Here is a 24848-nt window from a genome sequence, read left to right on the forward strand (position 1 = left end):
GGGCTCACAGGGACTACCCGCCCTGCCCGCGCCTCTCGTGCCGACGCTGCCGCGTCCACCGCAAGCCCGGCTCGCGATCGTGACGACTTCACGTCGCCCCTCCTGGGTGAGCCGGGATGGGCGACACATGCGCCGAAACCGAATTTCGGTAAAGCGGAATCTTTTCGCGCCCATGGATTGACAGAGGCCGACACAGGTGCGCGCAGCGCAATGCTGGACGATACGCGATGCCGGGCGATCGCCCCGGTCACGATCGTGCGCTCACGCCGACATCGCCCCCTTGCGTCCGGCGTGGTCGACCAGACGGACGATCTCGCAGACGGCGACGAGGCCGGCGAGCCAGACGGCGCAGGTCAGAGCAATGCGCGTCACGATGGCGGCGGTGAAGGTGCCCTCGCCGCCGAGGAACGGTGTCGCGGCCAGCAGCGCGAACTCGTAGATCCCATAGGCGGCGACGAGCGTGATCGCCAGCATCAGCGGCGTGCGGCCCTGCGGCAGCAGGTTGAGCATCGTCGACGCTGCCGCGGTCGCCAGAAGTGCCGCCGCGCCGATCACAAAACCCCAGGCGATGGTGCTGGCGTCAACGGGATAATGCAGTGCGCCGAAACCGATGACCTGATTCACGAGCCAGGCGCCGGTGACGACGAGCAGCGCCGGCCTTTGCGGCAGCATCGCTGCGGCGACGACCGCGAAAGCCGCAAACGGCGTTGCACAGGCGAACGCAAAACTGGCGAGCGCGCATGAGGCCGTCAGCAGCGCAAAGCAGAAGATCGGCGCAACGCGCGGCGCGACCGGGTGAAGCCGGACGCGGTCGCCGTGAGACGGCAGGATCCCGAGAGCCATGGTTGAATCTCCTTCTCTTTGAGGTCGAGTCCAGTTGGGCGACAGACAGCCCTGGCGAAAATCAGAACGTTGCACCGGCCTTGAGCATATAGGTGCGGCCGGGCAGCGGATAGGCGCTGAAGCGGCCGTCGGTGAAGGTGCTCGCGATGGCGTAGTCGTAATAGAGTGCATTCAGCACATTGTTGACACTCAAGGACCAGAAGTAGCGTTCATATCGGCCGCCGAGCTTGAGATCGATGGTGCCGTTGGCGGGGATCAGCTTCTGGCTCCCCGCCTGGTCATTGTCCATGCGCCGCTCGCTCCAGAACCGCGCGGTGGCATCGAGCACCAGATAGTCCCGCCAAATGTTCCAGGTCACACCCGCACTCGCCGTGTAGCGCGACACCAGCGGCACGTCGTTGCCGACCCAGATGCCGTCGCGGAAGACGGCACGGGTATAGGCCATGCCGGAGCGCAGCAGCAGAGCGTCGTTAACGCGGTAGGACAGGCTCGTCTCCGAGCCGTAGCGTCGGGTCGGATCGAGATTGGTGTTGTAGAACAGGACCGGGCTGAAATGGACCTCGTTGGTGAGATCCATCAGATACACGCTGCTTTGCAGCTGCAACCCGCCGCTCTTGATGCGCAACCCGCCCTCGATGTCCTGGGAGGTCTGGGTCTTGAGCTGGAACGTTTGCGGGATCGCGGCGAAGGTGAAGGGATCGAAGGATGGCCCCGAGGACAGGCGCTCGTCGACGTCGGGCGTGCGGAACGCGCGCGCGGCGCGGCCGAACAGCGAGACCACGCCATTGAGGCGATGCTCGGCCCCAAGATGCAGCGCATACTGGGTCTCGCTGCTCGTCAGCGGCAGCGCGCCGATGTCGGCGTTGAACGGCGCCGCGGGGTCGAAATTGTCGCGTGCCGCAAGACTGATGGTCTGCACCCGCGCGCCGTAGGAGACGTCGGTGGCGGGCGCCACCCCCACTGTGTGCTGGAAATAACCCGCGATCGTCTGCTGCCTGAGGTCGTAATTGTGCCAGGCCGCGAGCCCCTGCCCGGCGCCGCGGTTCTGCTCAAAGCTCGCATCGTAATAGTCGATGCCGGTCAGGAGCTGCGACGGCATGCCGAGCAGCAGGCTCTTCACGCTGAGCCGCGGCGTGATCGACCAATTCGTCAGATGGGATCCGACATAGGTCGACGTGAAGAAGGCCGGAACGGGCGTCGGGCTGGAGAAGAACGCGCTCTGCTGCTTCTTGTCGCGAACGCCGCCATCGACGATGAGATCGACGCCGTTGACCAGGGTCCTGGTGAAGCCCGCAGTCGCGCTGAAACCCTGCTGGTTGGCATAGTTGAATGGCGTGCTGGTCCCTCGCCGGTTGGCCGTGAGCTCGTCGAGGCCGATCGAGGGATCGACGGTGCGGCCGCCCGGCAGTCGCAGCTCCTGATTGTCGCCGGTGACGGTGAGAAAAGCAGTCAGGCCTGGCGTCGTGTAGTTGAGGTTGCCGACGCCGTTCTGCTGCGAATAGCGATTGTTGTCGCGATAGCCGTCGGTCCTGACCGTGTTGGCATAAAACGAGGTCGACCACGGACCGGAATTGAGCGAGGTCGAGACATTGCCGAGCCGGGTGTTGAACGAGCCGAAGCCGGCCTCGATGCGCGCGCTCACGGGCGGTCCGCCGACGCCATTCTTGGTGATGATGTTGATCACGCCGCCGACCGCATTGTCGCCGTAGAGCACCGCGCCGGAATTGCCGCGCGTGACCTCGATGCGCTCGATGGAATTGAGCGGAATGGTGGAAAGGTCCACCTGCGCCATGTCGACGTCGTTAAGCCGCCGGCCGTTCACCAGCACCAGCGTGTTGGCGGTGGCAAAGGCGCCGAAGCCGCGCAGGTCCACGCCGGTCTTGGCAGCGATCGGGCCGCCGTAGAACGTCGTGATCTGGACGCCCGGCGTCTGCGTCGCGATGATCTCCGCAAGCGTCTGCGACGGCGAATGCGCGATATCCGCGGCCGTGATGACGGTCGTGGCAGCCCCGACGATGCCGCCGTTGTCGGCGGCAGCCTCACCGCCGGAGCCGGATGAGCCGGCGCCATTTCCCGTCGGCGCAACATCCGCCGGCGCCCGGCGCCTGGTCACCTCGCCCTCACCCGTTGCCCTCGCGCGCGTGCGGTTCTGATCGGAGCGCTGGGTCACTTCGATCGTCGGCAGCTGCTCGGCCACGACCCGCTGAGCGAAGGCGGACGACGGATCGAGCGAATGGAAGGAAGCCGATGCGAGCAGGCCAGCGCCGAGGCGCCTGGCGGCAGAGACAATGCGGGACACGATTGCAACCTCGGTATGACGTCAGTGGCACGTCACAGCGAACGAGGTCTCACGGCGGAGCGATGATTGCTCCGGTGAAGCCGATGTCTGTACTCCCCGACCGACATCCTCGCGTGTGACCACGGCTGACGGCAGGTCTCCTGGCTCGCGGGTCGTTACCTTGCGTCGCCTTCCCAGGACCGAGTTTCCCAGTGGCATGAGACGAAAGATTCACCGCTTACAGTTGCGGGGGCAGCCGTGGCGTTGAGACAAATCCCGGCGTTGGGACGTCCCGCACCACATTCCCTTTTGATCTCCATGAGGAGAACCGTCGCCGATCATTTAGGGGCCAACGCCTCGGCGAGTCAATCGAGGGCTACGCCAAGGAACAGGTCGGCGTGGCCGGAAGCTCGTCAAGAGGAGCGGCCTCGTTCCGCTCTTCCGGCACCGCCAGAGCCTGCCGGAGCGCGGTCTCCAGGTCCTGTTGTTGAAACGGCTTCTGCAGGATCGGAACGTGGCGGAAGTCCGCAAGCAGGCTCGCAGGACCGTAGCCGGTGGCGAACACGTAAGGGATGCCGCGTTCGGCGATGCAGCGCGCGACCTCGAACGTCTGCCGCCCGTTGAGATTGACGTCGAGGACGGCAATATCATACGAGAGCGCAGCCGCCTTCTCGAGCGCGTCGTCGACGCGCGACGCCATGCCCGCGATCTCGCAGCCGGCATCGACGAGGGAATCCTCGAGCAGCATCATCACCAGCGACTCGTCTTCGACGAGGAAGACCCGCTGGCCAGCCAGATCGGTTGCAGATTTCATGAGGGCCTCCCGGCAGCATTTGTTGCGATATCAAATCCGCCCAGGCTGGCGCGGATTTCTTGAAGCGATGCGCGAATGACGCAAACGACGCCTTCGGGCGCGAAGCGCAGATCGACATCGGCGCCGCCGAATTCGTGGGGCAGCCCCTGCTGAATCAGGCGGGTGCCGAAGCCGCGGCGCGACGGTGGGGCCACGGCGGGACCACCCAGCTCGGTCCAGCACAACTCGAAACGATCGTCGACCTTCCAGGTAAGGTTGACCGTTCCCGAGCCGTTCGACAGGGCACCATGCTTGACGGCGTTGGTCGCGAGCTCGTGCAACGCCATCGAGATGGCCAGGGCAGCCGATGGCCGCATGCGCAGATCGGGCCCTCCGAAATTGAGCCTCGCGCTCTCCGGCTCGGCATACGCGGCGAGAGCCTCGGTCACGACCTCTCTCAGCTCCGCCGCCTCCCAGTTTTCCCTGACGAGCACATCATGTGCCTTCGACAGCGCGATCAATCGCGCATCGAACGCCTTGCGCCCATCCGCCAGGCTGGATGCGTTACGCAAGGTCTGGAGCGCGAACGACTGCACTGTCGTCAACGTATTCTTGACGCGATGATTGAGCTCATTGACCAGCAGTTCGCGGTGGCGCTCCTGCCGCTTGCGCTCGGTGATGTCGATGGCCGCACAGACCGCCCCCTGGAACACACCGGCGGCGTCGACGATCGGAGACGCCTGGAAAATCGCGGTGGCGGAGGACCCGTCTTCGAAGCGGAGCTCGAGCTCCTCGCCTGCGACGTCCTCGCCGCGGGCCGCGCGGTGCAGCGGCAGTTCGGACGTCTCGAGCAGGACGCGATCGCGAAAGAAGCGGCAGGCCGGACGTTCGCCCTCGGGCGCCGCCAGCGACATGTTGGTCTCGGGCCGGACCCGCAACAGCCGCGCTCCATAGGCATTGCCGAAAACACGCTTCGCCTCGCGGTCATAGGTGAACCAGACCGCGGTCGGCACGGTGCTGACGACCGCCTCCAGCCGCGCGGCCTGGCGGCGCTGGATCTCCTCGGCATCCCTGCGAATGCGCGCCAGCTGCAGATTGGCGCGTACCCGCGCCAACAATTCGCGCGCCGAGAACGGCTTGTTGACGTAGTCGTCGGCACCGGCCTCCAGCCCCTCGACGCGGGCCTCTTCGCCGGCGCGCGCCGACAACAGGATGACGGGCGATCCCCGCAGGTTCTCGTCGCTGCGCAATGCGCCAAGCAGTCCGATGCCGTCGAGGCGTGGCATCATGACGTCGGACAGGATCAGGTCGGGGCGATGCAGCCTGGCTGCGTCCAGCGCGGCCTGCCCGTCGGCGAAGGCCTCCACCCTGTAGCCCTGGGCTTCGAGCAGACGTTTGACGTAGTCGCGCAGGTCGGCGTTGTCATCTGCCAGGATGATGCGCTCGCCGCCGCCGCGTGTCGAGGCGTCAGGTGTCTCGCTCGCCCCATCGAGGGCAAGCTCATCGCGAAAATCCGCAGCGCCCGTCTCTTGCGGCAGCCAGCGTAGCGCCTCCTGAACATAGGCTTCAACGCCGCTTCCGACCGGCAGCGCCGTCGAAGTACGGTCGGCGATACGCTCCCCCGGCAGATGAGCCGTTCCAAACGGAATCGTGATGGTGAACACGCTGCCGCGGCCGAACTCGCTCGCCACTGTGATGGCGCCGCCGTGCTGCTTGATCAGCTCGTGCACCAGCGCAAGCCCGATGCCGCTGCCCTCGAACGTGCGTCCCTTCGCTCCCTCGATGCGATGAAAGCGCTCGAACAGATGCGGCAGTTCGTCCGGGGGAATACCCGTGCCGGTGTCACGCACACGCAATTCGGCGGACTTGCCGTCGGCGCTGGTGCCCATCTCGACCGCGATCTCACCCTCGAAGGTGAACTTGAACGCGTTGGACAACAGGTTCAGGACAATCTTCTCCCACATCTCGCGATCGACATGGACGTCGTGCGGCAGCGCTGGACAGGCGATGATCAGCCGCAAGCCGGCCCGATCGGTCGCCGAGCGGAAATTGGAGGCAAGTTCGGCAGTGAACGCGGCAAGATCGGTCGGCACGAAGCTCGCCCGCACCCGCCCCGCCTCGATGCGGGAGAAGTCGAGCAGGCTGTTCACCAGCCGCAGCAGGCGGAGCGAATTGCGATGGGCGATGTCGAGCCGCTCGCGCTGTACCTCAGGCAGCGACGTCAGCGAGGTATCGTTGAGCGCATCTTCAATCGGGCCCAGCATCAGCGTCAGCGGGGTGCGGAACTCGTGGCTGATATTGGAGAAGAACGTCGTCTTGGCGCGGTCGATCTCGGCCAGCGCCTCGGCACGTCGACGCTCCTCTTCATAGGCCTGCGCATTGGCCATGCTGGCGCCGATCTCGCCGGCCGCGAGTTCGAGAAAATTGCGGTAGTCGTCGTCGAACAGCCGGAACGGATTGAGACCGGCGACCAGCACGCCCTTGCGGGCCGTTTCGCCGCGAGCCGGAATCGGGATCACCGCCGCCTGCCGTGGCGGCACGTCCCAGGCGCCGCGCGGACATTCGGCCCCGAAGCGGGCGGCGAGATGCGAGACCACCTGCGGCTTCTGTTCGCGAATGACCTCGGCCAGCGGCCAGAGCGCCGGCCCCTCCATCGGAAGCTGCGAAAGCGCCGCGGGATGGTCGGCATCGATACCGCATTTGCCCACCAACGCGATCTCGCGTCCGTCGGGCTCGACCAGATAGATCAGTGCGAACGGCACGTCGCGCGTGTCCGTCGCGAGCGCAAGGCCCGATCGGCGGCAAGCCTCCTGAAGGCTACGCGTTTCGGCGGTCGTCGCGGCAAGCTCGCGCAGCAGCGCAAGCTGCCGGTCGCCGATGACACGGCGCGTGTCGTCGGTGTTGGCGCAGATGATGCCACCGACCAAACCGTCGTCATCGGGGACCGGACTGTAGGAGAAGGTGTAATAGGTCTCCTCCGGATAGCCGCTCCGCTCCATGATCAGGAGCTGCTCTTCGACGTAGGTGCCCTCGTCGCCTCCCATCGCGGTCGCGAGCATCGGGCCGATGTCGGTCCAGATCTCGTGCCAGACTTCCGCGGTCGGCCGGCCCAGCGCCCAGGGGTGCTTGCCGCCGATGATCGACTTGTAGGCGTCGTTGTAGAGATAGATCAGCTCCCGTCCCCAGCCGATCCAGATCGGCTGGCGCGAGGTCAACATGATGCGGACGGCCGTCTTGAGGCTGCGCGGCCAGTTTTGCGGCTCTCCGAGCGGGGTGCTGGTCCAGTCGTGGGCGCGCATGCGTGCACCCATTTCGCCACCGCCTGAGAGGAAATCTGCGGGAGCCCTCGCCGTGGCTGGCTCGACAGCACTCTTCACTGGGGGCTCCGACGGACGTGACGCGCGTACGCAATTGTCACTGGGCCGAATGCCCCTGCGACCCGGTCTTGATCACCGCCCGTTCGCCGGCATCGACCAGCTGGCCGATCCCGGTGCGTCCCGTGAGCGCGCAGCGGATAATGCTCTCTGCCACCGACCGGCGGAAACCGTGATCCTTCCCTGCCGGACGATCGCGGCAGATCCGATCCAGCGCCAATTTCATGTTGATCCGCGTTCGGGTGTCGAAATGCTCGCCGATCATTCGTCCAGCCCCACGTTGATGTCCGGGCACAAACGTTCGAGGGGGCGGTTGGTTCCATCCGGAAAAGTCGAAACAAAGTCGCTGGTCAGGCCCGCCCTCGAGACCGCTGGGCCTGGGCCCAGGCGACGGCGACGTCGCGGGGCGCGACATCGACGCGCTTGATCGGGGTCAATTCGCCTGAGGCCGAGACGATCGCGGTCTCCTCGCGGCGGCAGCGGGTGCAGACGAAGCGGATTTCGTGGGGGGTGGCCATCCAGCTCGACCGCTTAACATTGGCCGCCATCGGCCATGCATTGCAATGCGAGCACGACACCAGAAATCGACCGGGATCGAGCATACCCATTTCGTCGGCCTCCGCGTCCTGCCTTCCCTTCAATGATTAACGCATGTGAATCGTTCCGGTGCCCGAGCACCGCCGCCGGATGAGCCACGAGAACGCGAGCTCACCGCGCGCCCTTCAGGGAGCAGGACGTGGTGCAGGTGACCGTGGTGCCGCGATCACAGGATTTGCAGGCATTGACGCACTGGTTCATGTCACGGGGATTGTAGCTGGTGTTTCGCAGCTGACAGACCGGCGTCGAACCGGTGATGTCCTGCTCCCGGTCGCAGGCAGCCGTCACGAGCGCGATGATGATCATGGCAACGAGGCGCATGGGATTGCCCTGTCAGGCATGGCGACGACGTTCACGGGTTGCGCTGCATTGCAACGAAACCCGGCATTCCCACTGCGAGCCATCGCGGATTCTCGACGCTCACATCCCGCTAGGATGCGCGCGAAACCTTAAGAACGGATTGCCGCCGGCGTCAGGCCGCAGCCTGGGTCGCGATCGCCTGCCGCATGTCCGCCGCCAGCTGCCGGTACTGCTCCGAAAGCTTCAGATAGAACTCGCGCTTGGTGCTGTCGGTGGCGAGCTTGGCGATCAGCTCGCATTCGGCGGTGAGCGTCTCGAACCGTTCCAGCCTGTCCTGAAGTTCCGTCATCGGCGTGTCCCCATCAAACGCCTTAAGGACATTCAACCTAAGCCCGCGAAATAGGTCACGGCGAACATCGTTATCGAGTAGAATCAATTTTCCCGCGTGGCAGGCTATTTGCTGTCCAGCCGCCAGGCGCCGTCCCATCCTTCGTCGGGCGGGCTAGCCTCGAACTGCGCAATGCGGCCGAGCATGATGCGCGACGGGCCGTCGCCGGCCACGACTTCTAGCGCGGCATTGAAGGCGGCGCGCGCCTCGCCGAACCGGCAGGCACGATAGGCGGCGAGCCCTTCGGCATAGTGCGCGCGCAGGCTGTCCTGTGCGCCGGTGAGCGCGCCCGCCCGCGCCATCACCTCGTAGATCGCCTGCGGAGCGCCCTGGCCGGCGACCGCCAGACGATCGATCTCGCGCAGCTCGAGCCGCGATCCGATCGCCTCGGCCGTGGCTTGCGAGATCAGGATCCGGGTGCCGTAGACCTTGTTGACGGCCTCCAGCCGCGACGCCAGGTTCACGGCGTCGCCCATCACGGTGAAGCTCATCATCAGCTCGGAGCCGATGCTGCCGGTCAGGACCTCGCCGGTGGCGATGCCGATCCGCAGATCGCACGGCGCCGGCATGGCGCGGATGCCGAGCAGGTCGGGCAGCTGCCGCTGCAGCGCAGGTACCTGATCGGCCATCTCGATTGCTGCGACGCCGGCCAAAAGAGCCTGCTCGTCCTCCTCCACGAAGGGCGGGCCCCAATAGGACATGATGGCGTCGCCGATATACTTGTCGATGATGCCGCGATTGCTCCTGATCGGGCCGGACATGACCGTGAAATAGTGGTTCATCACCTTGACGAGGCCGCGCGGTGTCACGCCCTCGCTCATCGCGGTGAAGCCGCTCATGTCGCAGAACAGGATGGTCATGATCCGGCGCTCGCCGTCGATGGCGACCTCGGGCCGGTCGATCAGCCCTTGCACCACCTTGGGATCGATGTAGCGGCCGAAGGTCTCGCGGACCCGCTCGTTGTGCCTGAGCTGCTCGGTCATGCGGTTGAAGGCCGCAGCGAGCTCGCCGATCTCGTCCTGCGTGGAGACGGTGATCGACTTGTCGAAGCGGCCCGCCTCGACCTCGCGGGCTCCGGCGAGCAGCAGCCGCACCGGCCGCGTGATGCCGCTGGACACCAGCAGCGCGAAGGCAAAGCCGACGATCGCCGCGAGCACGGTCACAACGCCCGAAACGACGATGGCCTGACGCTGGCGGCTGATCACCTGCGACGTCGAGTAGAAGACCTGGGCCAGCATGTCGGCGCGGATCGCATCGACCTTGCGATTGAACGCATCGCGCAAACCGTCGAGTTGCTCCAGCGTGCCGCGGGCCTCGACCATGTCCCTGGCCTCGACCTGCTTGAGCAGCCTCGCATTGCCCTTGTCCAGATCGCGCCGCAACTCGGTCACGGCGGTCTCGATGCGAACGTCGATCCGCGCCAGCGCGGCATTGTCGGATTGCGTCCTGGGATCGTCGATGATCGCATTGATAAGCTTGCGCGCGCTTTCGGCCTCCTCCTCGAACTTGCGGTCCAATGCCTCGAAGTCGCGGAGCCGCGCCGCGTAGGCTTCCTCGTCGGACGACGAGCCCATCCTGGTCATGACCATTCGCCGCAGCGCCAGAGCCCGCTCCAGCGAGCGGACGTTGGCGCGGGCCAGATGGCTATAGGCGGGGATGTAGCGGTTGGTCAGCTCATCCAGCAGGACGCCGACCTGGCTCGACATCACCATCGACAGGATCGAGGTGACCAGCATCAGGACGATCAATCCGAGGGCGATGCCGACGATCTTGCGCCGGATCGACTGGTTGAAAATCGGCATAGGTGCGGGGCAATCGCCAGGAGGATGGAGCTGGGAACTCAATACACCGGTTTTGGCCAAGGGAACATGCGCATCTGATTGCCCGGTGACGTCGTGCGCCGTTGCACGTCGCGTACGCCCCGAATGCGTTAACGAAGGCTAAAGGCGCCAAACTCCGCGCTTTCGAAAGTTCCCCAGTTCCAATCCGTATTTTGCCGCATTGTTGCGACAGCGTGAGAAATGCGAAACGATGACGTGGCATCGTTCTCGGTGCCTTTGATTCTCAAGCCGCCTGTCGTCGCGGACCTTGGTTTGTAATGGTTTCGCAGGGGGACCATGGAATGAACCAGTGCCTACGCTCGCTCGCGTGTCTCGTTGCTGTCGCAGCCGTTGCACTCCTCCCCACCGAACTGGCGGCAAAGAGCAGCCACAAATCGTCCGCGCCCAAAAAGTCGCATGAGGCCAAGGCGAGCGGCAAGGCGGTGAAGCAGCGCCATGCCGCGACGAAATCGCGCCATGGCAAACATGCCGAGGCCAAGCGCAAGACGAAGACGGCCGACGAGCCCTCGGACAAGCCGGCAGCGCCGCCCCTGACCGGCGACCTCGCCGCGCTGAAGGATGCGATCGACCTCGCGCGCAAGGGCAAGACGGATGACGCGAGCGCGGCGCGCGACCGCATCGTCGATCCCGCCGGCCAGAAGCTCGCCGACTGGTTCATGCTGCGCCATTCCGAGAGCACGGCGAATTTCAAGCGTTATGCCGCCTTCCTCGCCGCCAATCCGGGTTGGCCGAGCAGCGCCCTGCTCCGCCGCCGCGCCGAGGCGCGGCTGTGGCAGGAGAAGGCCGACGCGGCCACCGTGCACAAATTCACCATGGACCGCCCGACCAGCGCCAAAGGCAGGTTCGCCCTTGCCCGCGTGCTGCTCACGGAAGGCGATACCGACAGGGCCACGCGCCTCGTGCGCGAGGCCTGGCGCACCGAGGAATTGTCCGAGCGGAGCGAGGAAGACGCTTACGAGGCGTTCCGCGATCTCCTCACCGCCGAGGATCATCGCGCCCGCATGGACAAGCGGCTCGGCGCCAAGGACTACGCCGGCGCGCGGCGCGCCGCAAAACGGCTCGGCGAGGATGCGCTGACGATCGTGAAAGCCTGCGCCGCCGTCACCGGCAAGGCCAGCAAGGCCGGGGATGATCTCGAGGACGTCCCGGCCGAAGCGCGCCGTGATCTCGGCTATGTCCTGTGCCGCGCCCAATGGCACCTGCAGAAGGACCGCATCGACGACGCCGCCGAATTGATCCTGGCCGCCGCACCCGACACCATGGCCGCCCAGGACACCGACGCCTGGTGGCGCGAGCGTCGCATGCTCGCGCGCAAGCTGCTCGACCAGGGCAAGTTCAAGACGGCGTATGACGTGGTGCGCACGGCGGCGGTGCCCGAGAAGGAAGTCTACCGTGTCGACTATCATTTCATGTGCGGCTGGATCGCGCTGCGCTTCCTTGGCGATCCCCAGGCGGCGATGGTGCACTTCGCCGCCATCGACGAAGGCTCGGCCAATCCGATCGCGCTGTCCCGCGCCAATTACTGGCGCGGCCGCGCCGCCGAGGCGATGGGTGCGAGCGCCGATGCGCGCCTGAGTTACCGTGCAGCGGCGCGCTATCCGACCGCCTATTATGGCCAGCTCGCGCGCGCCAAGCTCGGCCTCGACCGCATCGAGCTGCAGCCGCCCTCGCCCGTGCTGGCCGCGCTCGACACTCCGCCCGCGGACGAGCGCGTGCGCGCTGCCGACATGCTCTACGGCATCGGCGAGCGCGACACGGTGTTTTACTACGCCGAGGACTTCGCCAAGGAGAGCACCGACGTCGCCGCGCTCGAAGCACTCGGCGAGCTCGCCGCGCGGCGCAACGATGCGCGCGTCATGCTGGAGGTCGGCAAGTCGGCGCTGGCGCGCGGGCTCGCGCTCGACCATTACGCCTTCCCGACCATCGGTATCCCCGAGCACAAGCAGGTCGCGCCCGCGATCGAGACCAGCGTGATCTATTCGGTGGCGCGCACCGAAAGCTCGTTCGACCAGCGCGACAAGTCGGCGGCCAACGCGGTCGGGCTGATGCAGGTGACGCCCGAAGCCGGCCGCGATACCGCCAAGCGTTTCGGCCTGACCTACGACTGGGGCAAGATGGTCTCGGATCCCGTCTACAACACGCAGATGGGCGCCGCCGAGCTCAGCGCGCTGCTGTCGGAATATCGCGGCAACCAGATCATGACCTTCGCCGGCTACAATGCCGGCCGCGGCCGCGTGCGCGAATGGGTGCAGGCCCGCGGCGATCCCCGGGATCCCAATGTCGATCCGGTCGACTGGGTCGAGCGTATTCCGCTGTCGGAGACGCGCAACTACGTGCAGCGCGTGATCGAGAATGTGCTGGTGTACCGCGCCCGGTTCGAGGACAGCAGCGTGGTCGCCGGCAAGAGCGACGAGCGCGTGGTGACGAAGGACGCCAGCGCCAAGGCCACGCCGGCGGATTAGCCGCCGGACTCGCAGGGTGGGCAGAGGCACACTTGCGCCGTGCCCACCGTTCTCAGATCAGCCAGCTTGGTGGGCACGCTGCGCTTTGCCCACCCTACGAGATCCTGCCTCAATCCACCTTGATGTTCGCAGCCTTGATGATCGGCCACCATTTGGCGATCTCGGCCTTCTGGCGGGCGCCGAGCGCTTCGGGGGTGAGCTGGTCCTTCGGCGTCATCTCCAGGCCCTGGCCTTCGAGCTGCTTCCTCACGGCGGGATCGTTTAGCGCTTCCACGGCGGCGGCATTGAGCTTGGTCACGATCTCCTTCGGCGTGCCTTTCGGCACCCACAGGCCGGACCACAGCGTCATGTTGAAGCCCTTCAGGCCCGCCTCCTCGGCGGTCGGGATGTCGGGCGCGGAGGCCAAGCGCTTGTCATCGGTGATGGCGTAGGCGCGGATGGTGCCGGCGCGGACCTGGGCGATCGAGTTGGAGGTCTGGTCGACAATGATGTCGATCTGGCCGGCGATGAGATCGTTCAACGCGGGCGCGGTGCCGCGATACGGCACGTATTGCAGCTTGATGCCGGAGACGCTCTCGAGATAAACGCCGGCGATGTGGCTGCCGGAGCCTGCGCCGGCGGTGCCCGCCGTCGGCGGCGACGGCCGGGACTTCAGCCATTCGATCAGCTCCTTCAGCGACGTCGCCGGCACCGTGTTCTTGCTGACGACGATCATCGGGTTGCTCGGCAGCAGCACCACGGGCTCGAGGTCGGTGACGAGGTCGTATTTAAGCTTGTAGACGGCGCCGTTGGCGACGTGGGTGCCGAGATGGCCGAACGAGATGGTGTAGCCGTCCGGCGGCGACTGCACGGCGCGGCCGACGCCGATCGAGCCGCCCGCACCGGTGACGTTCTCGACCACGAGGGGCTGGCCGAGCGCCGTGCGCATCCGCTCGGCGAGCACACGCGCCATCGCATCCGACGGCCCGCCGGCCGCGAAGGGCACGATGATGGTGATGGGATGGGTGGGATAGTCATCGGCGCGCGCAGCGCCGGTCATGGTGAGAACAGCAAACAGCGCAGCCCAGACGGCCTTCGTCATTGTCTTCTCCCAGCGATACATTGTTGTTTTGTCTCTTCCCGCGTACGGGAAGAGAAATCGTTCGTGAAGAGACGAAATGACGCGCTAGAATTGCGTGTAGTCGATCGGCTTATGGCGATCGAGCGTGCGGTCGACCTTCGGCAGCGGGTACTTAAGGCCGGTCGCGCAGTTGAACAGCATGACGCGGTCGGCCTTCGAGACGCGACCATCGGCGAGGCTGTCCTTGTAGGCGGCATAGGTCGCGGCGCCCTCGGGACACAGCAAGAGCCCCTCCTCGCGCGCGACCTCGTTCAGCGCCGCCGAGATCTTGTCGTCGTCGACCGCGATGGCGAAGCCCTTGCTCTCGCGCACCGCGCGCAGGATCAGGAAATCGCCGATCGCCTGCGGCACGCGGATTCCCGAGGCGATCGTGTGGGCGTCCTCCCAGCGCGTCGCATGCTCGGTGCCGGCTTCATAGGCCCGTACCATCGGCGCGCAGCCTGAAGCCTGCACCGCGACCATGCGTGGGCGCTTTGAGCCGATGAATCCGATCTTCTCGAGTTCGTCGAACGCCTTCCACATGCCGATCAGGCCGGTGCCGCCGCCGGTCGGATAGAAGATCACGTCGGGCACGTCCCAGCCGAGTTGCTCGGCGAGCTCGAGGCCCATCGTCTTCTTGCCCTCGATGCGGTACGGCTCCTTCAGCGTGGAGGTGTCGAACCAGCCGACCTTGGCCTTGCCCTCGCCGACGATCTTGCCGCAATCGTCGATATAGCCGTTGACGCGGTAGACGGTCGCGCCCTGCAGCTCGATCTCGCTGACGTTAACCTCAGGCGTATCGGCCGGACAGAAGATCGTGGTCTTGATCCCGCAGGACGTCGCGTAGGCCGCAAGCGCCGCGCCGGCATTGCCGTTGGTCGGCATCGCCATGTGCTTGATGCCGAGCGCCTTGCCCATCGACACAGCCATGACCAGGCCGCGCGCCTTGAACGAGCCGGTCGGCAGCCGTCCCTCGTCCTTGACGATGATCTCGCCGCCGCCGAGCTTCTTGGCGAGCTTGGGCAGTCGGATCAGCGGCGTCGTGACCTCGCCGAGCGAGACGATGTCCTGGCATTTGCGCACCGGCAGCAATTCGCGATAGCGCCACATGTCGGCGGGTCGCTGTGCAAGTGCGTCCTTGGTCAGCGCCTTCTTCACGCCGGCGAGGTCGTAGCGCACCAAGAGCGGCTTGCCGGCCTTGGAGAGATTGTGGACCTGGTCGGCGGCATAGTGGTCGCCCTCCATCGCGCATTCCAGATGGGTGACGAAGGTCGAGCGTTCGATGGTGAGATTGTCGTTGTCGTGCATGGCTCGCTTCTTTCTTGTTCCTTGTTGCCAGTTTCTTGCCTCCGTCATTGCCGGGCTTGACCCGGCAATCCATCTCGCGAAGGGCGCTTCGCTGGATGGATGCGCGGGTCAAGCCCGCGCATGACGAGCGGTCAGATATTCAAAACCCGTCCATACGCATCCAGCACGGCTTCCTTCATCATTTCCGACAAGGTCGGATGCGGGAAGACCGTATGCATCAGCTCTTCTTCGGTCGTCTCCAGGTTCATGGCGACGACGTAGCCCTGGATCAGCTCGGTGACCTCGGCGCCGACCATGTGGGCCCCTAACAGCTGGCCGGTCTTCTTGTCGAAGATGACCTTGACCAGGCCCTGATCCTCGCCGAGCGCGATCGCCTTGCCGTTGCCGACGAAGGGGAAGCGGCCGACGCGGATCTCGCGGCCGCCTTCCCTCGCCTTGGCTTCGGTGAGGCCGACGGAGGCAACCTGTGGGTTGCAATAGGTGCAACCGGGGATCAGGAGCTTGTCCATGGGATGCGGGTGCAGGCCCTTGATTGCCTCGACGCAGATCACGCCTTCATGCTCGGCCTTGTGGGCGAGCATCGGGGGACCGGCGACGTCGCCGATCGCGTAGATGCCGGGAACGTTGGTCTTGCCGTAACCGTCGATCACGATGCAGCCGCGGTCGGTTTTCACGCCGAGCTTTTCCAGGCCGAGATGCTCGATGTTGCCGACGACACCGACCGCCGAGATCACGCGCTCGAACTCTGTCGTGACAGGCTTGCCCTTGCCGTCATCGATGGTGGCGACGACGCTGTCGGCCTTCTTCTCGAGCTTCGTGACCTTGGTCGAGGACATGATCTTGATGCCCTGCTTCTCCAGCCGCTTGCGGGCAAGGCCCGCGATCTCGGCGTCCTCGACCGGCAGGATCTGCGGCAGCACCTCGACGACGGTGACGTCGGAAACCATGGTCTTGAAGAACGAGGCGAACTCGATTCCGATCGCGCCCGAGCCGACCACCAAAAGCGATTTCGGCATCTTCTCCGGCACCATCGCTTCGAAGTAGGTCCAGATCAGCTTCTTGTCGGGTTCGAGCCCCGGCAGCACGCGCGGCCGCGCGCCGGTCGCGACGATGATGTGCTTGGCCTGATAGCTCCCTTCGCCCAGCGCGCCCTTCGGCGCCTCGACGTCGGATTTCTTCACGGTGATCTTGCCGGGGGCGTCGATCGTGGCGGCGCCCCAGATCACGGCCACCTTGTTCTTCTTCATCAGAAAGCCGACGCCGTCATTGAGCCGCTTGGAGACGCCGCGCGAGCGCTGCACCACGGCCTTCGGGTCGTAGGAAATGTTGTCGGCCGACAGGCCGTAATCCCTGGCATGCTGCATGTAGTGATAGATCTCGGCCGAACGAAGCAGCGCCTTGGTCGGGATGCAGCCCCAGTTCAGGCAGATGCCGCCGAGATACGACTTCTCGATGATCGCGGTCTTGAGGCCGAGCTGGGCGGCCCGGATCGCGGCGACATAGCCGCCGGGACCGGAGCCGATGATGATGACGTCGAAGGATGTGTCGGCCATGGCGGCTCCCGTTCAACTCAAGAGGCGCCGCGAGCGCGGCGCTTGACCAGAAAAGACCTCATAAGCCATTCGAGCATCACCGCCATGACCATGACGGCCAGCGCGATGAGCACGATGGGCTGGGCGATATTCCGTGCCAGTTGCTCACTGGCAAAGAACGCAGAATGCAGAAATTCGAGCCCCACCGGGTTGAGCACGACGACGGCGCCAAGCAGCAGCGATATCCACGGCCAGCGGGTACGGACATGCAAAATCGCCCCCTCTGCCGCGCCGTCAGACCATCATCATCACGGGGTTTTCGATCAGCTGCTTGAAGGCGCCGATCAGCTCGGCCCCGAGCGCGCCATCGATGGCGCGGTGATCGCAGGACAGGGTCACGCTCATCATGTGCGCGATCTCGATCTTGCCGCCGCGCACGACAGGCCGCTCCTCGCTGGTGCCGACCGCGAGGATGGTTGCATGCGGCGGGTTGATCACGGCGGTGAAGTGGCTGATGCCGAACATGCCGAGGTTGGAAACGGCGGTGGTGCCGCCCTGGTATTCCTCGGGCTTCAACTTGCGGGAGCGAGCGCGCGCGGCGAAATCCTTCATCTCGTTGGAGATGGTCGAAAGCGTCTTGGTCTCCGCTTTGCGGATGATCGGCGTGATCAGGCCGCCGGGCATTGCGACCGCAACGCCGACGTCGGAATGATGGTGCTTGACCATGCCGCTTTCGGTCCAGCTGACGTTGCAGTTCGGGATCTTCTGCAGCGCGACTGCCATCGCCTTGATGACGAAGTCGTTGACCGAGATCTTGTAGAGCGGCTTCTTCTCCTTGTCCTTTGGAGCCGCGGCGTTGATCTCCTCGCGCGCGGCGAGCAGCTTGCCGATGTCGCAGTCCATGGTCAGGTAGAAGTGCGGAACGTTCTGGATCGACGCGGTCAGGCGCTGCGCGATAGTGCGGCGCATGCCGTCGTGCGGGACGACCTCGTAGGAGCCGGGCTCGAACAGCGACAGGATCTGCTTGTCCGACATGGTGGGCGCGATCGAGGGTGCGCCGCCGGACGGTGCCGCAGCGGGCGCCTTGAGACCCTTGCCGGACTTGGCCTGCTCGACGTCGCGCGCGACCACGCGGCCGTGCGGGCCGGTGCCGGTGACCATGCCGACATCGATGCCGGCTTCCTTGGCCAGACGCCGCGCCAGCGGCGAGGAGAACACGCGGCCGGCATGTCCGTTGCTCTGCGTGACCGGCGCTGCAGCCTGCGGCGCAGGTGCAGCAGCGGGCGGGGCAGCCTTGGCCGGGGCATCTTTAGGCGCGGCAGGCGCAGCTGCGGGAGCCGGCGCCGCAGCAGGAGCCTCAGCAACTTTCGGAGGCGCGGCGGACGCGCTGGGCTTGGCGGCGCCGGCAGCCTTGACGTCTTCACCTTCGCCGGCGAGCACCGCGATCACGTCGTTGACCGGAACGTCCTGCGTGCCCTCCGGCACCAGGATCTTGGCGATCGTGCCCTCGTCGATCGCCTCGACCTCCATGGTCGCCTTATCGGTCTCGATCTCGGCGATGACATCGCCGGATTTGACCTTGTCGCCTTCCTTCTTCAGCCATTTGGCGAGGTTGCCCTTCTCCATCGTCGGCGAGAGAGCGGGCATCAGGATGTTGATGGGCATGCTGACCTCAAGACAAACTTTGCAAAACGTCATCCCCGGAAGCGAGGACGAACGGACCAGGTTTAGTTGCCGATGTCGCCCTGCCAGAGGCGCTCATTGGCAGGGATGGAACGCCAATTCTTCATCATGGTGATGGAGCGCTCGTCGGCAAGATCGATCCAGGGAATGCCGAACTTGTCGAGGATGTCCTTGGATCCCTCGAAGGTGACGGACTCTCCGATCACCACGAGCTTGACCTTGAACAGCCCCAGCGCGCCCGCGCACATCGAGCACGGCGACAGCGTGGTGTACATCACCGTATCATGAAACGAGATCGCGCCGGCCTCGCGCAGGCAGCTCATCTCGCCGTGCAGGATCGGGTTGTTCTCCTGCACGCGGTTGTTGTGGCCGCGCGCGATGATCTTGTCGTCGCGCGTCAAGACAGCGCCGATCGGCAGGCCGCCCTGGGCGATCGAGGCCTCCGCCTCGTGGATCGCCTCCAGCATGAAATCGAAATGATGAGCGTCGATCGCCACGGTCAGTGCCCCTTGCCGCGCGGCGTCGTGGTGCCGGTGTCGGTCGGACGCTCGATCTCGGCCTGGAACATCTCCAGGATCCGGTTCAATGCGTCCTCCTCGGTATATTCGCTCTCGCGCGCATAAGCACGCGCAGCATGGCGGGCGAGATCGACCAGCAGCAAGCCCCACATGTCAGGCTCCTCGAAGGCTCGCTGGAACGCCATCGACAGCCCGCCGTCCAGCACGAACACGCGCAGGATCTCGACCGCGTCGTCGCGGGCAAGGACGTCGGGTGGTAACGGCTGCTCCTTCGGGCCCGCCATGGTCTACCTGTAGCAGACGGCTTTGGCGGCCTCGACCACCTCAGCCGCCGAAGGCAGCGCGAGCTTCTCCAGGTTCGCCGCATAGGGCATCGGCACGTCCTTGCCGGAGACGCGCGCAACCGGCGCATCCAGATAGTCGAAGGCGTGCTCCATGATGCGCGCGGCGATCTCGGCGCCGACGCCGCTCTGGGCCCAGCCCTCCTCCACCGTGACGGCGCGACCGGTCTTCTTCACCGAGTTGATGATGGTCTCGGTGTCCATGGGGCGCAGCGTGCGCAGATCGATCACCTCGGCCTCGATGCCCTCCTTGGCGAGTTCGTCGGCGGCCTTCAGCGCGTATGTCATGCCGTTCGACCACGAGACGATGGTGACGTGACTGCCGCTGCGCGCGATCCGGGCCTTGCCGATCGGGATGATGAAATCATCGAGCTTCGGTACCTCGCCGGTGTGGCCGTAAAGCACCTCGTTCTCGAGGAAGATGACCGGATTGGGGTCGCGGATCGCGGCCTTGAGCAGGCCCTTGTAATCGGCGGCCGAGAACGGCGCGACGACCTTGAGGCCCGGGACGTTCGAGTACCAGGCCGAATAATCCTGGCTGTGCTGGGCGGCGACGCGCGCGGCCGCACCGTTGGGCCCGCGGAACACGATCGAGCAGCCCATTTGGCCGCCGGACATATAGAGCGTCTTGGCCGCGGAGTTGATGATCTGGTCGATCGCCTGCATGGCGAAGTTGAAGGTCATGAATTCGACGATTGGCTTGAGGCCCGTCATCGCGGCACCGACGCCGACGCCGGCGAAGCCGTGCTCGGTGATAGGGGTGTCGATCACGCGCTTGGCGCCGAATTCCTGAAGCAGGCCCTGCGTCACCTTGTAGGCGCCCTGATATTCGGCGACCTCCTCCCCCATCACGAAGACGTCGGGGTCGCGCCGCATCTCTTCGGCCATGGCGTCGCGCAAGGCTTCGCGGATGGTCTGCGTGATCATCTCGGTGCCGGCGGGCACTTCCGGATCGGGCTCGGCGACGGCCTGCGGAGCCGGCGCGGCTTTGGGCGCGGGCGCCTCGGTCTTTGCGGCGGCAGGCGGAGCGGACTCCGCGGCTTTCTGCTGCTGCGCAGGCGCAGGCGCCTTCGCAAGATCGTCGGCGCTTTCGCCGTCGGCGAGAATGGTCGCGATCGGCGTGTTCACCGCAACGTCAGCGGTGCCCTCGGGGATCAGGATCTTGCCGAGCGTACCCTCGTCGGTCGCTTCGACCTCCATGGTCGCCTTGTCAGTCTCGATCTCGGCGATGACATCGCCGGACTTGATCGTCTCGCCCTCTTTTTTCAGCCATTTGGCGAGGTTGCCCTTCTCCATCGTGGGCGACAACGCGGGCATCAGCACTTGAATTGGCATATCGGCTCCAAAGAAAGCTTGCGCGCGTTCAGCGGTAAATGTCGGTCCAGAGCTCGGCGGCATCCGGCTCGGGATCATGCTGGGCGAAATCGGCGGACGCGTTGACGATGTCGCGCACCTCGGCGTCGATCGCCTTGAGGTCCGCCTCGCTGACCTTGGCGGCCAACAGGCGGTTGCGCACCTGCTCGATCGGGTCCTGGTCGTGGCGGACCTTCTCGACTTCCTCGCGTGTGCGATACTTTGCAGGGTCGGACATCGAGTGGCCGCGATAGCGGTAGGTCTGCATCTCCAGGATGAAGGGACCCTTGCCGGCGCGGCACCAGGCCGCAGCCTCCTCGCCGGCGGCCTTGACGGCGCGGACGTCCATGCCGTCGATCTGCTTGCCGGGGATGTTGAAGGACGCGCCGCGCTTGGAGAAATCCTGCTGCGCCGAGGCGCGCGAGACCGAGGTGCCCATGGCGTAGCGGTTGTTCTCGATGACGTAGATCACCGGCAGCTTCCAGAGCTCCGCCATGTTGAAGCTCTCGTAGACCTGGCCCTGGTTGGCCGCGCCGTCGCCGAAATAGGTGACGCTGATATTGCCGTTGCCGCGATAGTTGTTGGCGAAGGCGAGACCCGTGCCGAGCGAGACCTGGGCGCCGACGATGCCGTGGCCGCCGTAGAAGTGCTTCTCCTTGCTAAACATGTGCATGGAGCCGCCCTTGCCCTTGGAATAGCCGCCGCGGCGGCCGGTGAGCTCGGCCATCACGCCGTTGGCGTCCATCCCGGTAGCAAGCATGTGGCCGTGATCGCGATAGCCGGTGATGACCTGATCGCCCTGCTTCAGGGCCATCTGCATGCCGACCACCACGGCTTCCTGTCCGATGTAGAGGTGGCAGAAGCCGCCGATCGCGCCCATGCCGTAGAGCTGGCCGGCTTTTTCCTCGAACCGCCGGATCAGGAGCATGTCGCGGAGCGCCTTGAGCTCCTGTTCCCTGGTGAATTCCGGGGGCGAACCGCCGTCGGTCTTGTCCTGTGGAGTGCTTGCGGCGGCTTTCTTGGGTGCGGCCATGGGAATTCCGGGTCAGAGAAAACTTTCGTCCTCTCTAACCCAACTCAAACGCCCTTGGAAAGCACCGCAGCGGCATGGCACGACTTTCATTATGCCGCACTGCAATGTGATCGAAATATTGCAAAATCTTTGGCGCTGATCGGGCAACAAATCCATGCGCGCCATGACGCACGCAGATTCGTGGCGGGATCGAGAACCCGTGGCGCCGATTCCGGCAGCCGGAGCGAACGGCGCCGAGATGGCGCCGCCCTCTCCGGCTGTCCGATCAGAAGAAGCCAAGTTTCTTCGGGCTGTAGCTGACCAGAAGGTTCTTGGTCTGCTGATAATGATCGAGCATCATCTTGTGGGTCTCGCGACCGACGCCCGACTGCTTGTAGCCGCCGAACGCCGCATGGGCGGGATAAGCGTGGTAGCAATTGGTCCAGACCCGGCCGGCCTGAATCGCGCGGCCGAAGCGGTAGCAGCGGTTGGCGTCGCGGCTCCAGACGCCGGCTCCAAGCCCGTAGAGCGTATCGTTGGCGATCTCGAGGGCCTCGTCGTCGGTCTTGAATGTCGTGACCGAGACCACGGGGCCGAAGATCTCCTCCTGGAAGATTCGCATCTTGTTGTGGCCCTCGAACACGGTCGGCTGGACATAGAAGCCGCCGGCGAGATCGCCTGCGAGTTCGGCACGTCCGCCGCCGGCCAGCACCTTGGCGCCTTCCTGCCTGCCGATGTCGATGTACGAGAGGATCTTTGCGAGCTGCTCGCCGGAGGCCTGGGCGCCGATCATCGTGTCGGCCGCGCGCGGGTCGCCCTGCTTGATCGCCGCGACGCGCTTCAAGGCCCGCTCCATGAAGCGGTCGTAGATGTCGGCGTGGACCAGCGCCCGGCTTGGACAGGTGCAGACCTCGCCCTGGTTCAGCGCAAACATGACGAAGCCTTCGATCGCCTTGTCGAAGAAATCGTCGTCCTCGGCGGTGACGTCCTTGAAGAAGATGTTCGGCGACTTGCCGCCGAGTTCCAGCGTGACCGGAATGAGGTTCTGGCTGGCGTACTGCATGATCAGCCGGCCCGTCGTGGTCTCGCCGGTGAAGGCGATCTTGGCAATCCGCGGGCTCGATGCCAACGGCTTGCCGGCCTCAAGGCCGAAGCCGTTGACGATGTTGAGGACGCCTGGCGGCAGGATGTCGGCGATGATCTCGGCCCAGACCATGATCGAGGCCGGGGTCTGCTCGGCAGGCTTGAGCACGACGCAATTGCCGGCGGCGAGCGCGGGCGCGAGCTTCCAGCAGGCCATCAGCAACGGGAAGTTCCAAGGGATGATCTGGCCGACCACGCCGAGCGGCTCGTGGAAATGATAGGCGATGGTGTCGTGGTCGATTTCCCCGATCGAGCCTTCCTGGGCCCGCACGACGCCGGCGAAGTAGCGGAAGTGATCGATGGCGAGCGGGATGTCGGCAGCGCGGGTCTCGCGAATCGGCTTGCCGTTGTCCCAGGTCTCGGCGATCGCGAGACGTTCGAGATTGTCTTCCATGCGGTCGGCGATCCGGTTCAGGAGCGCGGCGCGCTCGGCGACGCTGGTGCGGCCCCAGGCGGCCTTGGCGGCATGCGCCGCGTCGAGAGCCAGCTCGACGTCCTGGGCGTCCGAGCGCGCAATCTTGCAGACGATCTGTCCGTTCACCGGCGAAGCATTGTCGAAATATTTGCCGGCGGCCGGGGCGACGAATTTGCCGCCGATGAAATTGTCATAGCGTTCGGCAAATGGAATTTTGGTCACACTGAGGAATTCTACCTTGTTCATTGATCACTCCCGATGTTTGCTGTTTGCGCAATCCGTCGCGTTGGCGCGACTTGTGCGGACGATGTCGCGGGAGGCGTCGTCTGTCAGCCGGGGCGGAAGCGATGGCGGGGCTGACCTGTCGCAGTTCTGCGACAGTGGCGGCCGAGGTTGAGTGCACGACGGAAGCAGCGCCGCTCAGTGATCCAGCTCGAACCGCTTCAGCTTCCGGTGAAGCGTAGCGCGGCTGACGCCGAGGGCCTTGGCGGCTGCCGAGACATTGCCGCCGGCGCGGAGCAGCGCGCGCTGCACCACCGCGCGCTGGCCGCCAGCAAGATGATCACGCGTGATATCGCCGCCGAGGAGATCGGCCGCGGGCACCGGCTGCAGGGCCTGGCCAGGGGCAATTCCAATCGCCGCCCGGGCCGAGCGGGTCGCGCCGATCACGAGGTCGTCCGCATCGACCGCGACGAGGCCGCCGTACTGGCCGTCCGCAGCTTGCGTCAGGACGATACGGGCATGGCTGAACGCCCTGCGAAACAGATCAGCTTCGATACGCTTGGCCGCCTCGCCCGCTGCAAGTGCGATCAGGCTGGAAAATGCGTCGGTGCGGTCAGCCCGGCACGAAGAAACGTCGAGCACACCCGCCAGCGACGCCTCATGGTCGTAGATCGGAACGGCGGTGCAGCTCAGAAGCGTGTTGCGGGCGAAGAAATGCTGGTCGCGGTCGATCGTCAGCGGACGCTGCTCGACGAGGCAGGTGCCGATGCCGTTGGTGCCCTCGTGCTCCTCACTCCACACCGCACCGGTCCACAGACCCCAGGACTGAAAGGTCGCGTCGTCCGCCGCTGTGCCGCGACGATCGACCGGCACGCCCTCGCCGTCGGCGAGCAGCACGCAGCAGCCGCTGGCGCCGACGGCCTGATAAAGCCGATCCATCGCGACTTGCGCGGCAGCCAGCAGCGGCGCAACGCGCTCACGCGCCTGAAGCAGCTCGGCTTCGGTCAGCCGCAACGGCGAGGTGCGGCCGCCGGGATCGAGACGATGCAATCTGGACGAACGGCGCCACGAGGCCACGAGCGCGGACCTTGCCGCCTGACCTGACGCGATGGCGGCCTCGACACGGGCCGCGTGATGCCGGGGCATGGACCCATTCATCACAGTTTCCTCCGGGAGACAGACTAGGATGTGCCGGCGCTGCGCGGTTGATCTGCGTCAATTTCGAAAGAGCGCCGCACAGGCAAGAGCCCGTTGCGGCGCCGCCGTCAAGGCGGCCGCCGGGTTCCGGAGTTACGACCTTCGCAGGAGGGAAAGCCACAGGGGCGAATTTTGCGTTCGCTGTCGGT

Annotated in this window: 21 protein-coding genes and 1 riboswitch; of the genes, 1 reads left to right on the top strand and 20 read right to left on the bottom strand. The window is 65.4% G+C overall.

Annotation, left to right across the window (positions count from 1 at the left end; translation table 11 throughout):
* Positions 1–261: 261 nt before the first annotated feature.
* The 9 genes from JQ580_RS23760 to JQ580_RS23800 form a co-directional block, all read right to left on the bottom strand.
* Positions 262–843: a hypothetical protein gene (locus JQ580_RS23760; RefSeq protein WP_212282631.1), complete on the bottom strand. Its 582-nt coding sequence runs from the start codon at positions 841–843 to the stop codon at positions 262–264.
* A gap of 61 nt (positions 844–904) precedes the next feature.
* Entirely contained in the window at positions 905–3142 is a 2238-nt protein-coding gene (locus JQ580_RS23765) for a TonB-dependent receptor (RefSeq protein ID WP_212282632.1), read from the bottom strand.
* 113 nt (positions 3143–3255) lie between these two features.
* A riboswitch (cobalamin riboswitch) is annotated at positions 3256–3469 on the bottom strand.
* Between the two features lie 28 nt (positions 3470–3497).
* Positions 3498–3935 (bottom strand): response regulator, encoded by a 438-nt coding sequence (locus JQ580_RS23770; protein WP_212282633.1) that lies wholly within the window; start codon positions 3933–3935, stop codon positions 3498–3500.
* Complete coding sequence (locus tag JQ580_RS23775) at positions 3932–7225, bottom strand: ATP-binding protein (protein ID WP_212282634.1); 3294 nt, start codon at positions 7223–7225, stop codon at positions 3932–3934. The genes JQ580_RS23770 and JQ580_RS23775 overlap by 4 nt, the downstream gene beginning before the upstream one ends.
* 103 nt (positions 7226–7328) lie before the next feature.
* Positions 7329–7553: a hypothetical protein gene (locus tag JQ580_RS23780; RefSeq protein WP_212282635.1), complete on the bottom strand. Its 225-nt coding sequence runs from the start codon at positions 7551–7553 to the stop codon at positions 7329–7331.
* Between the two features lie 85 nt (positions 7554–7638).
* Positions 7639–7806, bottom strand: a complete 168-nt coding sequence (locus JQ580_RS23785; RefSeq protein ID WP_249134391.1) for a hypothetical protein — start codon at positions 7804–7806, stop codon at positions 7639–7641.
* A 190-nt stretch (positions 7807–7996) separates the two neighbouring features.
* The gene (locus tag JQ580_RS23790; protein ID WP_212282637.1) at positions 7997–8206 is read right to left on the bottom strand and encodes a hypothetical protein; all 210 of its coding nucleotides are present in this window, start codon (positions 8204–8206) and stop codon (positions 7997–7999) included.
* Between the two features lie 151 nt (positions 8207–8357).
* Positions 8358–8534 (bottom strand): hypothetical protein, encoded by a 177-nt coding sequence (locus tag JQ580_RS23795; RefSeq protein WP_212282638.1) that lies wholly within the window; start codon positions 8532–8534, stop codon positions 8358–8360.
* A 104-nt stretch (positions 8535–8638) separates the two neighbouring features.
* Positions 8639–10375 (bottom strand): adenylate/guanylate cyclase domain-containing protein, encoded by a 1737-nt coding sequence (locus JQ580_RS23800; protein ID WP_212282639.1) that lies wholly within the window; start codon positions 10373–10375, stop codon positions 8639–8641.
* Between the two features lie 320 nt (positions 10376–10695).
* Between JQ580_RS23800 and JQ580_RS23805 the strand changes: the two genes are divergently transcribed.
* Positions 10696–12876, top strand: coding sequence for a lytic transglycosylase domain-containing protein (locus JQ580_RS23805; protein WP_212282640.1), 2181 nt, complete (start codon positions 10696–10698; stop codon positions 12874–12876).
* Between the two features lie 109 nt (positions 12877–12985).
* Here the strand turns inward: JQ580_RS23805 and JQ580_RS23810 are convergent, their stop codons facing one another.
* The 11 genes from JQ580_RS23810 to JQ580_RS23860 form a co-directional block, all read right to left on the bottom strand.
* Positions 12986–13957, bottom strand: coding sequence for a tripartite tricarboxylate transporter substrate binding protein BugD (locus JQ580_RS23810; RefSeq protein ID WP_212282641.1), 972 nt, complete (start codon positions 13955–13957; stop codon positions 12986–12988).
* Between the two features lie 84 nt (positions 13958–14041).
* A complete protein-coding gene (locus JQ580_RS23815) occupies positions 14042–15283 on the bottom strand; it encodes a threonine synthase (protein WP_212282642.1) in 1242 nt (413 codons plus the stop codon).
* 131 nt (positions 15284–15414) lie between these two features.
* Positions 15415–16836 (bottom strand): dihydrolipoyl dehydrogenase, encoded by a 1422-nt coding sequence (gene lpdA / locus JQ580_RS23820; protein WP_212282643.1) that lies wholly within the window; start codon positions 16834–16836, stop codon positions 15415–15417.
* 17 nt (positions 16837–16853) lie between these two features.
* The gene (locus JQ580_RS23825; RefSeq protein ID WP_212282644.1) at positions 16854–17087 is read right to left on the bottom strand and encodes a hypothetical protein; all 234 of its coding nucleotides are present in this window, start codon (positions 17085–17087) and stop codon (positions 16854–16856) included.
* A gap of 22 nt (positions 17088–17109) precedes the next feature.
* Positions 17110–18480, bottom strand: a complete 1371-nt coding sequence (locus JQ580_RS23830) for a pyruvate dehydrogenase complex dihydrolipoamide acetyltransferase (protein ID WP_212282645.1) — start codon at positions 18478–18480, stop codon at positions 17110–17112.
* Between the two features lie 62 nt (positions 18481–18542).
* Positions 18543–18995, bottom strand: a complete 453-nt coding sequence (locus tag JQ580_RS23835; RefSeq protein ID WP_212282646.1) for a nucleoside deaminase — start codon at positions 18993–18995, stop codon at positions 18543–18545.
* Positions 18996–18997: 2 nt separating this feature from the next.
* Positions 18998–19300 carry a DUF5076 domain-containing protein gene (locus JQ580_RS23840; RefSeq protein WP_027529768.1) on the bottom strand — a complete coding sequence of 101 codons (303 nt, stop codon included), beginning with the start codon at positions 19298–19300 and terminating at the stop codon, positions 18998–19000.
* A gap of 3 nt (positions 19301–19303) precedes the next feature.
* On the bottom strand, positions 19304–20692 hold the full coding sequence (locus tag JQ580_RS23845; RefSeq protein ID WP_212282647.1) for a pyruvate dehydrogenase complex E1 component subunit beta: 1389 nt from the start codon (positions 20690–20692) through the stop codon (positions 19304–19306).
* A gap of 28 nt (positions 20693–20720) precedes the next feature.
* The gene (gene pdhA / locus JQ580_RS23850; protein WP_212282648.1) at positions 20721–21743 is read right to left on the bottom strand and encodes a pyruvate dehydrogenase (acetyl-transferring) E1 component subunit alpha; all 1023 of its coding nucleotides are present in this window, start codon (positions 21741–21743) and stop codon (positions 20721–20723) included.
* Between the two features lie 265 nt (positions 21744–22008).
* Complete coding sequence (gene adh / locus JQ580_RS23855) at positions 22009–23526, bottom strand: aldehyde dehydrogenase (protein ID WP_212282649.1); 1518 nt, start codon at positions 23524–23526, stop codon at positions 22009–22011.
* 174 nt (positions 23527–23700) lie between these two features.
* A complete protein-coding gene (locus JQ580_RS23860) occupies positions 23701–24660 on the bottom strand; it encodes a helix-turn-helix domain-containing protein (protein WP_212282650.1) in 960 nt (319 codons plus the stop codon).
* Between the last annotated feature and the right edge of the window lie 188 nt (positions 24661–24848).

The sequence above is a fragment of the Bradyrhizobium sp. SZCCT0148 genome (assembly GCF_018129985.1).
Lineage (GTDB): Bacteria > Pseudomonadota > Alphaproteobacteria > Rhizobiales > Xanthobacteraceae > Bradyrhizobium > Bradyrhizobium japonicum_H.